The sequence below is a fragment of the Longimicrobium sp. genome (genome assembly GCF_036387355.1).
In the GTDB taxonomy this organism is placed as follows: Bacteria; Gemmatimonadota; Gemmatimonadetes; order Longimicrobiales; family Longimicrobiaceae; genus Longimicrobium.
Genome location: NZ_DASVTX010000010.1, coordinates 1 through 12,744, shown reverse-complemented (window position 1 = coordinate 12,744; position 12,744 = coordinate 1). Strand labels below are relative to the sequence as shown.

Sequence of the window (12,744 nt, the reverse complement as noted above, 5' to 3'; positions counted from 1 at the left end):
TGTTGCCGATTGAGCTGCGGACGCCGGGGGAGATCGCCCGCTCGCTCGCTGCGCGGGTCCGCGAACTCCGCCTGCAGCGCGGATGGACACAGCAGGAGATGGCGGAGCGCGCCGGGCTCACGCTCGCCACGTACCGCCGCTTCGAGCGGACGGGGCGCATCGCGCTGGACCGCCTTCTGAAGATCGCCGTCATTCTGGACGCCCGATCGGGGTTCGACCAGCTGTTCGCGCTGCCTCCCGCCCGTTCCCTGGCGGAACTCGCCGCGCGGGACCAGGCCAGCCTGCGAGTACGGGGAAGGCGGCGCCGTGCAGACGCTTGAAGTCCGCCTGGACTGGGGCGATCAGCAGACCGTCGTGGGCTCGCTCGCGATGCGCTCGGGGCGCGTCTACTTCGAGTATGCGGATGCCTTCAGGGCGGCGCCTCTCCCCATCTCCCCTTTCAAGCTCCCCGTTCGGCCCGGCGTCTTTGAGCACACGGACCGGGAATTCGCTCCCGTGTTCGGCGCGTTCGACGATTCGCTCCCGGACAGCTGGGGGCTCCTCCTGATGGACCGCGAGTTCAAGCGGCAGGGCCGCAGCCTCGCCACCGTTTCTCCGCTCGACCGGCTGGCCTACATCGGAACCCGCGGGATGGGGGCGCTCACGTATCATCCCTCGAGTGCGGAGGCTGAGGGTGTCGGGGGGGATCTGGACCTCGCCGTTCTGGCGCGCGAAGCGGAGCGCGTTCTGGAAGGCGATGCCGCGGACGTCCTCCCTGCCTTGAGCCTCGCGGGCGGATCGCCGGGTGGAGCCCGCCCCAAGGTTCTTGTGGGCGTGAGGGATGATGGACGCATGATGGCGGGGACGTCGGAACTGCCGCCGGGCTATACTCATTACCTGGTGAAGTTCGGATCGCGGCAGGACGGGCCCCATGCGGGATCCGTCGAGGCGGCGTACGCGATGATGGCCGCGGCCGCGGGACTGGAGGTTCCGCGCACGCGGCTGTTCGAATCCGCGGAGGGGGACAGGTGGTTCGGCGCGGAACGGTTCGACCGGAGCGGCGGCTCCCGGCTGCACATGCACAGCCTCGGCGGTCTGTGGCATGCCAGCCATCGCGTGTCATCGATGGACTACGAGGGCCTTCTGCGCACCACGCTCGCGCTTACGAGCGACCAGAGGCAGATGGAGGAGGCGTTTCGCCGGATGGCGTTCAACGTGGTGGCGCACAACCGCGACGACCACGTGAAGAACTTCTCGTTCCTGATGGGACCGGATGGAACGTGGCGGCTGGCCCCTGCCTACGATCTGGTGTTTTCCGAAGGCCCCGGCCGGCAGCATACCATGGACGTCGCCGGCGAGGCAGAGCGTCCCGGCGACCGGCACATGCTCCGGGTCGCGGAAACCTGCGGCGTCGATCTGCGGCACGCGCGCGAAGTGATCGGCGAGGTGCGCGAATCGGTGGATCGATGGCCGCAATTCGCCCGGGAGGCGGGCGTCCCACAATCATCGGCCCGGCAGATCCGGGAACTGCTCGGGCGGCGTGTCGGCTAGTCCGGACGGCATTGGGGATGGAAAGAAAAGCGAGGGGCGCCCGCAGGCGCCCCTCGCTTTTGTTCATCCTGCCGACTCTTCTTCGTCAACGAACGAACATGCGGGGCGGATCCGGTGGCTGGGGTTGAACCAGCGTCCAATCGGTCCGAGCCGATCGCTCTACCACGCTGAGCTACACCGGAACCGCGTCTGCGCATGCGTGCTTCGGCACCTGGGGTTGAACCAGGGTCCACCCGGGGAAGAGCCGGGCGCTCTACCGCGCTGAGCTATACCGAAGCGCTGACCGGGCCTTTCGGCTTGCCCGAAAAATAACCAAGCCGCTTCAGAAATCCAGCCAGGAACGGATTGGCGACCGTCACCCCGTGCACCAGCTCGGGCGTGGGGCGGAACGCGGCCACCGCGCCGTGCGGCCGCGGCTGCGTCCACCCGGACTTCTCCGGGTCCACGCCGTGGCGGGCACAGGCGGCCAGCACCATGCCACGCGTGCATTCGGCGTCGCCGGCCATCACCTCCCACGGCAGCGGAAGCTCGTTCCACACCGCCAGGTTGGGGTCCGGCGGAGTGCCCACGTGCGCGTGCCACCACGCCACGTCGCCCGCGATCAGGCGCATGGTCTTGCCGGGCAGCACGCGGTCCAGCAGGTCCTCCATCCCCAGCGTGTACAGCAGCGCGATCCAGTTGTCGCGCGCCGTGTTCCACGCGCCCGCGGTGGCGTTCCAGGTGGTGGAGTCGTTCCCCTTGGCCACCACCATCGTCGCCCGGTTGAACCGTGACGCGGACCACACCTCGCGCAGCAGGGCGGCAATCTCCTGCAGCATGGAAAACCAGCGCCCGAGCAGTTCGCCCGCCTGCTCCTGCGGCAGCCGCTGAAACACTTCCACGCGCGGATACACGTGCGCCACGGCCCACCAGTTCGCGCGCGGGCTGCGCAGGCAGCGCGCAAAGAGCATGTCGGCGATTTCGTCGTACGCGCGCTGCTGCCCGGCGACGGTGAACTCGGAGCGCAGGACGCGGCGGGCCGTGTAGTAGGCCACAAAGCACGCCGAATCCTCATCCGCCGCGAACTCCTCCCAGGTGAGGCGCGAGGCCAGCCCGGACTTTCCGAGCAGCTGAAAGTCGCGCTTCTTCAGCTCGCGGATGAGGGTGGCGAGCTTGGCTTCCATGCGCGCGAGCAGGCGAAAGCGCTTGTTGTAGCCGCGGCGCGAAAGCTCGATGCCGCGCTCCGCCCGCTCGGACGCGGTGAGCCGGTTGGCCTTGAAGTCGCTCGCGCCGAACGCCTTGCCGATCTCCGCGCCCACGTGGCGGATGTACTCCTCCACCGCTTCGGGGTTGCTGGCCAGGTCGTCGCCGAGCGGGTGCGCGCGCTCGAACAGTTCCCGCGCCCGCGCCACCTGCCGCCCCAGCCCCACGGGCCGCGCAAACTCTTCGGCCATGGACGTATAGCCAAAGAGCATGCGCTTGAGCGAGCCGCCCGCGGCGCGCTCCAGAACCGCCGCCTCGTCCGCGCTCAGCCGGTTGCCCAGCACCTCGCGGATGGTCTCGGCGACTTCTTCGGGGCGGCGGCGCGCGCTGAGCGATTCGTGCAGCGCAACCAGCGGCGTGCGTTCAGTGGCAGGCACGGACACGGGCGGCCGGGGTCGATGGAAATCGGTGCGGAACCCCAATCTGTGGATCGCGCGCCGCAATGTCACCCCCGCGGCGGCACGCACCCACAACGCGCAGCAGATGCGGTCGCTCACGAGCATCCCGGTCTCCACCGCGAAGGCAGTGGCCGTCGCCGTTCATCCCCCAAACACCGGGGATGCTTGCCGCGCGCACGGTTGACGCGGTATCGTGGCGGCCACAGCACAGCGGAACACCTTTTCCGAGAATCTCATGAATCTCCGACTCTCCTGCGCGGCGGTGGCCGCGGGCGCGCTGGCGGCATGCGCGCCCACGGTGCAGGCGCCCGCCCCCGGCACCACGGCTACGCCCACGACCACCGCGCCGTCCGGCACCACGCTGGCCATGCGCGACTCCATCGACATCAAGCTGGCGCGCTACACGCCGGTGCGGCTCACCACCAACCTGCCGCTCACCGCCAATCAGCGCCGGATGATTCCGCTGCTGATCCAGGCGGCGCAGGAGATGGACGCCGTGTTCCGCCTGCAGGCGTTCGGCAACCTGGACTCGCTGCTGGCCGCCATCCCCGATCCGCGGCTGCGGCGCTACGCCGAGATCAACTACGGCCCGTGGGACCGCCTGGCGAACAACGCGCCCTTTGTTCCGGGTTTCGGCGCCAAGCCGGAGGGATCCAACCTGTACCCGGCGGGAATGACAAAGCAGGAGTTCGATGCGCAGGTGGCCGCGGGCGGCGCGCGCGCGGACTCGCTCAAGAGCCTGTACACGCTCGTTCGCCGCGGGCCGGGCGGGCGGCTGATGGCCGTGCCTTACCACGTGGCCTTTCAGCCGCAGGTGCGGCGCGCGGCCGGCTACCTGCGCCAGGCCGCCGCGCTGGCGGAAGACGCGGGGCTGCGCCGCTACCTGGAGCTGCGCGCCGACGCGCTGCTGACCGACAACTACCAGCCCAGCGACCTCGCCTGGCTGGACATGAAGACGAACGCGCTGGACATCGTCATCGGCCCCATTGAGACGTACGAGGACGCGCTGTACGGCTACAAGGCGGCGTACGAAGCGTACGTGCTGGTAAAGGATCAGGAGTGGAGCCAGCGCCTGTCGCGCTACGCCGCGCTGCTCCCCTCCCTGCAGCGCGCGCTCCCCGTGGCCGACGAGTACAAGCGCGAAACGCCGGGCACGGACAGCGACCTGAACGCGTACGACGTGGTGTACTACGCGGGCGACAGCAACGCCGGCTCCAAGACCATCGCCATCAATCTCCCGAACGACGAAGAGGTGCAGCTGCAGAAGGGCACGCGGCGGCTGCAGCTTCGCAACGCGGTGCAGGCCAAGTTCGACAAGATCCTGGTGCCCATCGCCGGCATTCTGATCGCGCCGGACCAGCGGCGGCACGTGACGTTCGACGCGTTCTTCAGCAACACCATGTTCCACGAGGTGGCGCACGGGCTGGGGATCAAGAACACCATCAACGGCCGGGGCACCGTGCGCGAGGCACTGCGCGACCAGGCCGGCGCGCTGGAAGAGGGCAAGGCCGACGTGCTGGGGCTGTGGATGGAGACGCGCCTGCTGGACACGGGCGAAATGCGCGGCGACGTGAGCGACCACTACGTCACCTTCCTGGCGAGCATCTTCCGCTCGGTGCGCTTCGGGGCGAGCAGCGCGCACGGGCGGGCCAACATCGCGCGCTTCAACTACTTCAAGGAGCGCGGTGCCTTCACCCGCGACGCGGCGACGGGCACGTACCGCGTGGACGCGGCGCGCATGCGGCAGGCGGTGGACGCGCTTTCCGAGCAGATCCTGCGCTACCAGGGCCAGGGCGACTACGCCGGCGTGCAGGCGTTCATGGAGCGCTACGGCCGCATTGACGCCGAACTGCAGGCCGACCTGGACCGCGTGTCGCGGGCCGGCATTCCCGTGGACGTGGTGTTCGAGCAGGGGACGAGCGTGCTGGGCCTCTGATCCTCTCGCGAGAACGGCCCTCCCGCGGAGGACGCGGGCGGCGCGGAGGTGGCGGGGCCAATGGAGCGGGGGCGGAGCGCGGTGTGCGCTCCGCCCCCGTTCGCTTCGGCGACGCCGGCTTCTGGGGATGACGGGCGGCGCTCAGGCGTCCAGGTGGCCGTGGATGCAGGTGATGGTGGGGCCACCGACCCAGAGGGTGCCGGATGCGTCCTGCTCGATGCGGGGACGGCCGGTGCGGCCCAGGCGTGTGCCCTGGCTGGCCACGTACGGCGGCACGGCCCGGCCGGTGCGGACCAGCCACTGCGCCACGGAGGCGTTCAGGCTCCCCGTCACGGGGTCCTCGCGCAGCGTGCCCTGATCGTCGCTGAACACCGCACGCACCTCGTACGCGCACTCCGAACCCGGCGGATACAGCCCCACGATGCCGATGTCCAGGCTGTCTTCGCCGGTGTGCCCCGCGGCGTCCGGCTCCAGCGCGAGCACCGCGTCGGCATCCTTCAGCAGCACGCCTACCCAGCCCGGCCCGTTGGCCACCCATTCCGCGTCCACGATCTCCGTCCGTGCGATGCCGAGGACGCCCGCCACCCGCGCCAGGAACGGCTCGTCCACCGGCCCGCTGCGGATGAGCGGCGGCGCGGCGAACGCCAATCCGTGCTCGCCCCGGCGGATGGGCACCAGACCGGCCCCGCACTCCTGGATGATGACGTCCGGATTGTGCGGCGCGCCGCCCGCGGTGAGCCACGCATGGCAGCTACCCAGCGTGGGATGTCCCGCGAACGGAAGCTCGCGCGCGAGTGAAAAGATGCGCACCCGGTAGTCGGCTTCGGGCGAGGTGGGCGGCAGCAGAAAGGTGGTCTCCGACAGGTTGGTCCAGCTGGAAATCCGCTGCATCTCTTCCATGGACAGCCCGTCGCCGTCCAGCACCACCGCGAGCGGGTTCCCCAGATACGCGGTGGGCGAAAACACGTCTACCTGCTGAAAACGGCGGCGCATGGCAAAAGCCTCGGTGGTGGATGGATGAACCTGACGTAAGCATAACTGCAGTCGCCGGACAGGTGCACTCCGTTCCGGTGGTTGTCCTCGCTGCGGGGTGACAGGTCCTTGGGCACGTAATCTCCGCAGAGATCCGTCGGCTCCGGGTACTCGTCCGGAGCTCAGGACCGGTGCTTATGGGCGCCCTCAGTTTGCTATCGCTTGCTTGCCCCGGCGCGTTGATGATGCCTATTGTTGTCCTCCGTCCCGCAACCGCCGAACGGCGTACGACGGGAGTTGCGCCATGATACGCTTTGCCGTATAATCAACTCCGAGACAACACATGGCCAACAACTATCGTTGGGAGGCTGAGTTCTACGAGGATACCAACGGGGTATCCGACGTTGGCCAGGAACTTAACCGAATCGCGCGCAGTGATGTTCGGGGCATCCGGACGATCCGTAACAAGATTGATCTGCTGCGCCAGCAGAGCCTGGCGGAGGCGCTGCAGAGCAAGCTCATCAAGAGGCCAAGTAAGCACCTGTATGTTCTCAAAGTACAGAGTGGACCGGTTTCCTACCGGCTGCCGTTCTTCGAGTCGCCATGCCGCACCCCTTTGATCGTGTTTGTCAGCGTAGAACATCGCCGCGATCTTGGCGGAGACAACTACGCTGAACTTGTGGACGAAGCCGAACGGCTTCGCCTGGACTGGATCGCACGCAACTGCGGAGGAAAGTGACGTGCGCGTCGATGATTTCTTTGATCAACTTGCGCAAGAACTCCCTGAGGTCGCGGACGCCGCACCTGAGGTTGACCCGCCTTTCATCCTTGCTGGAAACGTGTACCGAACGCGTACGCGCCTCAAGCTGACCCAGGGGCAGTTGGCCGAACGCATTGGCGTGAGCCAGCCGCGAATCGCGGAGATCGAGCGGGGTGATGCCAACCCGCGGTTGGATACGCTTGCGCGAATCGCGCATGCACTCGGTGTTTCCATCTCGAGGCTTCTGGACGGCGAGGCGGGTGACGAGCCCGCGATCGCGGTCCCATCCGCAGGATTGCAATGGGGCGAGGCGGTGGAGGAACTTGAGAGTGGAAGCGGAGCGGAGACTGCGCTGATCGCAGAATCTGACGACGAGTTGCGTGCATGGGCCGCTCACAACATCCGGAACGTGCGCCAAGTAGGTGTGTCGCGCGCGGTGGCGCGCGGTGTGGTCATGCGACTTGATGTTTTTAGCGCCACGTATGCGCAGCACGTACGATGACCACACCCGACAAGCCACCGCTGGCCGGCTACCGCCTGCTCCAAGTTTATGCGCTGGAGCAGCACTATAAAGTGCTTGAGCCTCTGGACGCGGCCGACAGTGCGCAGGCTGAGGAGCAACCCGCGCCAGACGCTGACGAGCGCCCATTCCGGGTGATCTGGGACTGGCAGATGAGCGACGCCGGAACGTTCGCGGTGTTTTTGGGGATTGTGGTGGAGCCGACCTCGACAGTGCGTGAAGAAGTGCGGGTCGGAATGATTGGAGAATTCGCTGTTCAAGTGGGTACACCTAGCCTGGCCCTGCGCCCCTTTGTGCAGACTTCCGCGCCGGCGATCCTGTTCCCCTACCTTCGCGAGACGATTCAGTCACTCACCGGCCGGGGTCCTTTCGGCGGATGGACTGTGCCTCCCATCAATGTCATGGCCATGACATCAGGGTACGATTTTGAGGGGACGACCGGTGCCGGTCAGATACGCGAAAATCCGGAACTCGTCGGGCTTGCAGAACCATCCGAGCAGATGTAGCCCCGGGTTCTCGTAACCTCCTGGAGAAGGCACTCGGCCGCGCCGGGTGCCTTCTTTGTCTCCATCGAACCCCTAAGCCACTTTTGCCGGCTTGTTCCAGCTCGCGCGTCATCGGGTGAGTGCCTTCCGCATCAGGTTGCCGTCATGGGAAGGTGAGAACCCGGTTGAACTGGGCTGCCTTGCCATGGAAAGATCGCTGTTGGTGAGCGTAGCCGTCCTGCACCGTTGACGGCGGGCGCACCTCGCGGCCACGTTGCGGGAGCGAGTTGCCCCACATCCACCGGAGGGAGGCGCACATGGCAGACGCGACATCGTTGTCCGAGGCGGAACGCGCAAAGCTGGAGCAGCGGCGCGACCGACTGATGAAGCTGATGAAGGAGGGCGGCGACGACATGGACGCCGACGACCGCGCCGACCTGAGCCAGGAATGGACCCGCATCGACAACCTGCTCAACCGCCGCTGAACCGCGAGGCATCCGCATCGTTCAGCCAGAGGGCACCCGCCGCATCGGCCGGGTGCCCTTATTTCCGTCGTGGGACGGCGAATTCCGTCGCGGGACGGCGAACCGTGGCGGTCCTGGTGCTGTGCTGAGCGAATGAAATCGCCGCAACAACGGCGGAAAGCCCCGACTCGTGGCCGCTGTCGCGTCCACGATCGGGGCTTCACCTGCTTCAGGGGACAATCGGGCGTGGGGCGGGATTTCCGTGCGTGGCGCGGTGTTGGAAGGGCCGGAAAGCAGATCCTTCGTCGGCGCCATTCGGCGGTGCGTCGGAAATTTCGTCCGGCGCCTCCTCAGGATAACAAGTATCGAGTTTGCAACAGGTTGCGCGCCCTACCAACGCACCGCAACCGGGGGCGCACACCCACGCAGCGGCCATAGTCCGCGAAGGCGGACTTCGTGCCTTTCCAGCGGCGAATTCATTCGCTCTGGACAGGCGGACGCGCAAAGCCCCGCCTCTCACACCCACGCATCCGCCACAGTCCGCGCAGGCGGACTTTGCGCCGTTGTTGCCGCGACTTCAGTCGCCCGTCGCCTTGGTGAGCTCGAACACACCGATGGGGCGCGGCGCGTTGTCCTCCCCCACGTTCCACTTGGCGAGCGCGATGGACCAGCCGTCCGCCTCCAGCGCCTCCAGCAGCTTCAGGCTGGGCGCGCGGAACGGGTCCGCCAACAGAACGCGGCCGCCGGGGGCCAGGTTGCCCTCAAAGATGGCCCGCAGCGCCCCGTGAAACGCTTCGCCGTACAGCACGTCCGATCCCAGGATGTAGTCGTACCGCTCGCCGTCCTCCCACGCCGTCCAGTCCGCCAGTCGGTGCTCAATGGCCTCCACCCCGTTGCGCGCACAGTTGCGGCGGCAGACGGACATCGCCAGTTCCGCCATGTCGGTCTGCACCACGCGCGCGCCCAGCGACGCCGCCACGATCCCCGGAAGCCCGGTGCCCGCGCCCAGTTCCAGCACGCGTTTGCCGGGCATCTCGTCCGCGCGCGCCGCCGCCTCGTGCGCCAGCGCGATGGACGACGGCCAGAGCGCCACGCCGTACGGCAGCCGGTCGCGCAGTTCCTTGAAGAACTTCTGCTCGTCGTCGTGCGTCAGCATGGCGCCGGTGTGCGCGACGGCCCACTCGCGCCCGGCCAGCCGCAGCCGGTACTCCTGCAGGTCAAAGTCTCCCGCCGTGGTGCGCAGGAGCTGGGGTTCCATGGTCATCGCGCTCATCTGCGGCCTCGTTCCGGGATGACGGTCTGCAACGGCGCCCACGCGGCGGAACACGAGGGGCGCGGACGAACCGCGGCGCCCCGAATCCATCCACCTGATCGCCCTCTGTTTTCGGACAGAGCCGCCTGCGCAGAAAGCTTTCCATCACGGGAGCAGCGCGGATGCACCGATGCGTTTCGCGACAGCGCGGCACGAGATCCGGAACGCAGGCCGGCCCGCGGCGGGAGAGGCGCGGGCCGGTGATGATCATCGGACGAAAAGACGTGCGTCAGGAGCCGGATACGGTGATCTCGCGGCCTTCCAGCGCCTGCACCTCGCGGCTGTAGCGGTGGTGCATCACCGCGCGCAGCCGCTCCAGCTGGCCGCGCGACATCTCCACCGTGCGGTCTCGCACCAGCCAGTGCACGCCCTCGGTGTACGGCGGCGTGGTGAGCGAGCCCTGGTACCGGTACACGCGCTCGGCGGGCAGGTCGGTGATGGCGAAGAGCCGCGCCACATCCACCGTGTTCATCCGCACCGAATCGCCTTCCGCGGGGAGCGCGGCAAAGAACGATGCCCACTCCGGGTTGTCGTTTTCCGCCAGGCGGATGAAGGTGCCCAGCACGGCCAGGTGCCCCTGCGCGTCGCGATGGACCATGTGCACCTCGGCGGGAAAGCTGTCTCCGCGCAGCAGGTGCTCGCTGGGCCAGTGAAAGTGGAACTGCAGCAGGGCGAAGCGGCCGCCGTCCACGTTCAGCGTGTCTCCGTCCGCCACCTGCACCTGAACGGTGTGGCCATTGTTAACCGCCACACCCGCGACAGCAGGATAGTGCGCGCCGAGCGGCGGCAGTCCCGTTCGCGCCACCGGCGCGGCGATGTCCACCGGCGACTGTGCATGGCCGAACGAGTTCTGCGCCGCCGCGGGCGCGGCGGCGGCGAGGGCCGCGCAGCCGAGCGCGGCAAGGGTCCTGAACTGCATTGATTCTCCAGCAGGGGATTTGAGTCGGAGCGGCGCCGGGCGGCCGCCGGGCGTACGTCGTTCCCGGTCGATGAACTGCATCCGCGACGATGGCTTTCGCGGGTCGAAAATACCGGCTGCGCCTCTCGGCGGGCCGAAACCGTCAGGGCATCGCCGTGCGGCGTCCGGCGGCGCGGGGGGCGAGCTCGGCGGCAATGCGGTGCAGCGGAAGCACCTGCTGCGCGGCCCCGCGGCGCACCGCCTCCGCCGGCATCCCGAAAACGACGGAGGTGGCCTGGTCCTGCGCGATGGTCCACGCGCCCGCGTTGCGCACGGCGAGCAGCCCGTCCGCCCCGTCCTCCCCCATCCCCGTCAGCAGCACGCCGACCGCGCGCGGCCCCGCGGCGGCGGCCACGGAGTGGAACAGCACGTCCACGCTCGGACGGTGGCGGTTCACGGGAGGGCCGTCCCAAACCTCCGCGGTCAGCCCGCCGCCGGCGCGGCGCACGCGCAGGTGCCGGTCGCCCGGCGCGATCAGCACGCGGCCGGGGACCAGCGCCTCGCCCCCCGTCGCCTCCAGCACCTCCAGCGGCGACACGCGGTCCAGCCGCGCCGCCAGCGCCCGCGTGAACCCCGCCGGCATGTGCTGCACGATGACCATCGGCGGCGTGTCCGGACGCAGCGCGCAGAGGATTTCTTCGATGGCCAGCGTTCCCCCGGTGGATGCGCCGATGGCGATCAGCGATCCCGGTGCGCGCGCCGCGGACAGCGCCGCGGGAGCCAACGTCCGAACGGGCTCCGCCGGACGCACGGCGGGCGCGCGGCGGACGGCGGCGCTCCCCGCGGCGATCACCGCCTGCACCAGGTCCGCGGCCTCGGCGGAATCCGCGACCCCCATCCGCCGCTTCTCCACCACGGCCACCGCGCCCTGGCTCAGCGCCTCGATGGCCGCCGTGCTCCCCGGCCCCGTGGAGGTGGAGCAGATGACGACGGGGAGCGGCGCGTCGCGCATGAGCTGGCGCAGAAAGGTGAGGCCGTCCATGCGAGGCATCTCCAGGTCCAGCACCACCACGTCCGGCCGCTCGGCGCGCATGCGCGTCAGCGCCACCACGGGGTCCGGCGCGGTGGACACCGCCATCCCCGCGCGGGTGAGGACCAGCGAGAGCGTCTGCCGGGCGACGGCGGAGTCGTCCACCACCAGCGCGCGCAGCGGCGGGCGGCCGGAACTCAGGTCCGTCATCCCACCTCGCGCGCGACGGCAAAGGCGCGCACGGCGGCGCGCGGCACGGGTACGGCCTCGGCAGCCAGCAGGCGCTCCGCCTCCGCCGCGGGGAGCGGGCGGGCGAAGAGCCACCCCTGCGCCAGGGTGCACCCCAGCGCCTGCAGCCTGCGCCGCTGGTCGTCCGTCTCCACTCCCTCCGCCACGGTCTGCAGCCCCAGCGCGCGGGACAGCGAGACGATGGTGCGCACGATTTCTTCGCCGCCCTCCTCGCCCATCCGCGCCACGAACGACTGGTCCACCTTGAGCGCGTCCAGCGGAAAGCGGTGCAGCCACGCGAGGGACGAGTAGCCCGTGCCGAAGTCGTCGATGGCGATGCTCACTCCCGCGCGCTTCAGCTCGCCCAGCGCGGACGCCACGGCATCCACGTCTCCCGCCAGCATCGTTTCCGTCAACTCCAGCCGCAGCGAGCCGGCGGGCAGCCCGGTTTCCGCCAGCACGCGCGCCACGTCGTCCACCAGACCGGGGTCCGCGAACTGGCGCGGCGACAGGTTTACGCTCATCACCCGCGCGGGAGCGGAGGCAAAGCGCCGCTGCCATTCCGCCATCTGCCCCGCCGCGATGCGCAGCACCCGCAGCCCCAGCGCGCCAATCAGCCCCGTCTCTTCCGCCAGGGGGATGAACTCCGCGGGGGGCGCCAGCGAGCCGTCCGCCGCGCGCAGCCGGGCCAGCGCCTCGAACCCCTCGATGCGCCCATCCTCCACGGCCACGATGGGCTGGTAGTGCACCTCCACGCCGTCGCCGTCCAGCGCGCGGCGCAGATCGGCCTCCATGCGGCGGCGCGCCTGGCTGCGCGCCTGCATCTGCCGGTCGCACAGCACGTGGCGGGCGCCGCCGCGGCCGCGGGCGCGCAGCAGCGCCGTCCATGCGCCGCCCAGCAGCCGCTCCGGGTCGTCCGCCGCCCCGCCGCTGACGGCGATGCCGATGCTGGCGGTGAGGTACACGGGG

The 12,744-nt window shown here is 69.2% G+C and carries 13 protein-coding genes and 2 tRNA genes; 7 read left to right on the top strand and 8 right to left on the bottom strand.

The features are described from left to right. Positions 1-2 precede the first annotated feature (2 nt). The gene (locus VF665_RS00560) at positions 3-320 is read left to right on the top strand and encodes a helix-turn-helix transcriptional regulator (RefSeq protein ID WP_331051445.1); all 318 of its coding nucleotides are present in this window, start codon (positions 3-5) and stop codon (positions 318-320) included. Then, a complete protein-coding gene (locus tag VF665_RS00555; RefSeq protein ID WP_331051444.1) occupies positions 307-1,530 on the top strand; it encodes a type II toxin-antitoxin system HipA family toxin in 1,224 nt (407 codons plus the stop codon). Before VF665_RS00560 ends, VF665_RS00555 begins: the two co-directional genes overlap by 14 nt. A 109-nt stretch (positions 1,531-1,639) precedes the next feature. Here VF665_RS00555 and VF665_RS00550 read toward each other — a convergent pair. From VF665_RS00550 to VF665_RS00540, 3 genes are all read right to left on the bottom strand, one after another. Continuing rightward, a tRNA-OTHER gene (locus VF665_RS00550) sits at positions 1,640-1,712 on the bottom strand. Positions 1,713-1,732: 20 nt separating this feature from the next. Next, positions 1,733-1,806: transfer RNA gene (locus VF665_RS00545), tRNA-Lys, on the bottom strand. Beyond that, entirely contained in the window at positions 1,797-3,149 is a 1,353-nt protein-coding gene (locus VF665_RS00540) for a hypothetical protein (protein WP_331051443.1), read from the bottom strand. The genes VF665_RS00545 and VF665_RS00540 overlap by 10 nt, the downstream gene beginning before the upstream one ends. A 256-nt stretch (positions 3,150-3,405) precedes the next feature. On the opposite strand from VF665_RS00540, the gene VF665_RS00535 reads away from it, so the two are divergent. Beyond that, on the top strand, positions 3,406-5,106 hold the full coding sequence (locus tag VF665_RS00535; protein ID WP_331051442.1) for a dipeptidyl-peptidase 3 family protein: 1,701 nt from the start codon (positions 3,406-3,408) through the stop codon (positions 5,104-5,106). Positions 5,107-5,247: 141 nt separating this feature from the next. Here VF665_RS00535 and VF665_RS00530 read toward each other — a convergent pair whose 3' ends face one another. After that, positions 5,248-6,099, bottom strand: a complete 852-nt coding sequence (locus VF665_RS00530) for a PhzF family phenazine biosynthesis protein (RefSeq protein ID WP_331051441.1) — start codon at positions 6,097-6,099, stop codon at positions 5,248-5,250. Between the two features lie 322 nt (positions 6,100-6,421). Here VF665_RS00530 and VF665_RS00525 point away from each other — a divergent pair, with 322 nt between their 5' ends. The 4 genes from VF665_RS00525 to VF665_RS00510 all read left to right on the top strand — a co-directional run bounded on the left by VF665_RS00525 (position 6,422) and on the right by VF665_RS00510 (position 8,328). Then, a complete protein-coding gene (locus VF665_RS00525) occupies positions 6,422-6,817 on the top strand; it encodes a hypothetical protein (RefSeq protein WP_331051440.1) in 396 nt (131 codons plus the stop codon). Position 6,818: 1 nt separating this feature from the next. Then, positions 6,819-7,340 (top strand): helix-turn-helix transcriptional regulator, encoded by a 522-nt coding sequence (locus VF665_RS00520; RefSeq protein ID WP_331051439.1) that lies wholly within the window; start codon positions 6,819-6,821, stop codon positions 7,338-7,340. Next, positions 7,337-7,864: a protein-export chaperone SecB gene (locus VF665_RS00515; RefSeq protein WP_331051438.1), complete on the top strand. Its 528-nt coding sequence runs from the start codon at positions 7,337-7,339 to the stop codon at positions 7,862-7,864. The genes VF665_RS00520 and VF665_RS00515 overlap by 4 nt, the downstream gene beginning before the upstream one ends. 296 nt (positions 7,865-8,160) lie before the next feature. After that, positions 8,161-8,328, top strand: coding sequence for a hypothetical protein (locus VF665_RS00510; protein WP_331051437.1), 168 nt, complete (start codon positions 8,161-8,163; stop codon positions 8,326-8,328). 556 nt (positions 8,329-8,884) lie between these two features. Here the strand turns inward: VF665_RS00510 and VF665_RS00505 are convergent. The 4 genes from VF665_RS00505 to VF665_RS00490 all read right to left on the bottom strand — a co-directional run. Next, on the bottom strand, positions 8,885-9,580 hold the full coding sequence (locus tag VF665_RS00505; RefSeq protein WP_331051436.1) for a class I SAM-dependent methyltransferase: 696 nt from the start codon (positions 9,578-9,580) through the stop codon (positions 8,885-8,887). A 268-nt stretch (positions 9,581-9,848) separates the two neighbouring features. After that, positions 9,849-10,538: a carbonic anhydrase family protein gene (locus VF665_RS00500; protein WP_331051435.1), complete on the bottom strand. Its 690-nt coding sequence runs from the start codon at positions 10,536-10,538 to the stop codon at positions 9,849-9,851. A 142-nt stretch (positions 10,539-10,680) separates the two neighbouring features. Continuing rightward, positions 10,681-11,757, bottom strand: coding sequence for a chemotaxis response regulator protein-glutamate methylesterase (locus VF665_RS00495; protein ID WP_331051434.1), 1,077 nt, complete (start codon positions 11,755-11,757; stop codon positions 10,681-10,683). Beyond that, positions 11,754-12,744, bottom strand: a 991-nt coding sequence (locus VF665_RS00490) for a GGDEF domain-containing phosphodiesterase (RefSeq protein ID WP_331051433.1), incomplete at its 5' end; no start/stop codon positions are given. The genes VF665_RS00495 and VF665_RS00490, both read right to left, overlap by 4 nt.

Coding starts and splice junctions, on each gene's coding strand:
- VF665_RS00535 (WP_331051442.1), top strand. CDS start 3,406: ATGAATCTCCGACTCTCCTGCGCGGCGGTGGCCGCGGGCGCGCTGGCG.
- VF665_RS00530 (WP_331051441.1), bottom strand. CDS start 6,099: ATGCGCCGCCGTTTTCAGCAGGTAGACGTGTTTTCGCCCACCGCGTAT.
- VF665_RS00525 (WP_331051440.1), top strand. CDS start 6,422: ATGGCCAACAACTATCGTTGGGAGGCTGAGTTCTACGAGGATACCAAC.
- VF665_RS00515 (WP_331051438.1), top strand. CDS start 7,337: ATGACCACACCCGACAAGCCACCGCTGGCCGGCTACCGCCTGCTCCAA.
- VF665_RS00510 (WP_331051437.1), top strand. CDS start 8,161: ATGGCAGACGCGACATCGTTGTCCGAGGCGGAACGCGCAAAGCTGGAG.
- VF665_RS00505 (WP_331051436.1), bottom strand. CDS start 9,580: ATGAGCGCGATGACCATGGAACCCCAGCTCCTGCGCACCACGGCGGGA.
- VF665_RS00500 (WP_331051435.1), bottom strand. CDS start 10,538: ATGCAGTTCAGGACCCTTGCCGCGCTCGGCTGCGCGGCCCTCGCCGCC.
- VF665_RS00495 (WP_331051434.1), bottom strand. CDS start 11,757: ATGACGGACCTGAGTTCCGGCCGCCCGCCGCTGCGCGCGCTGGTGGTG.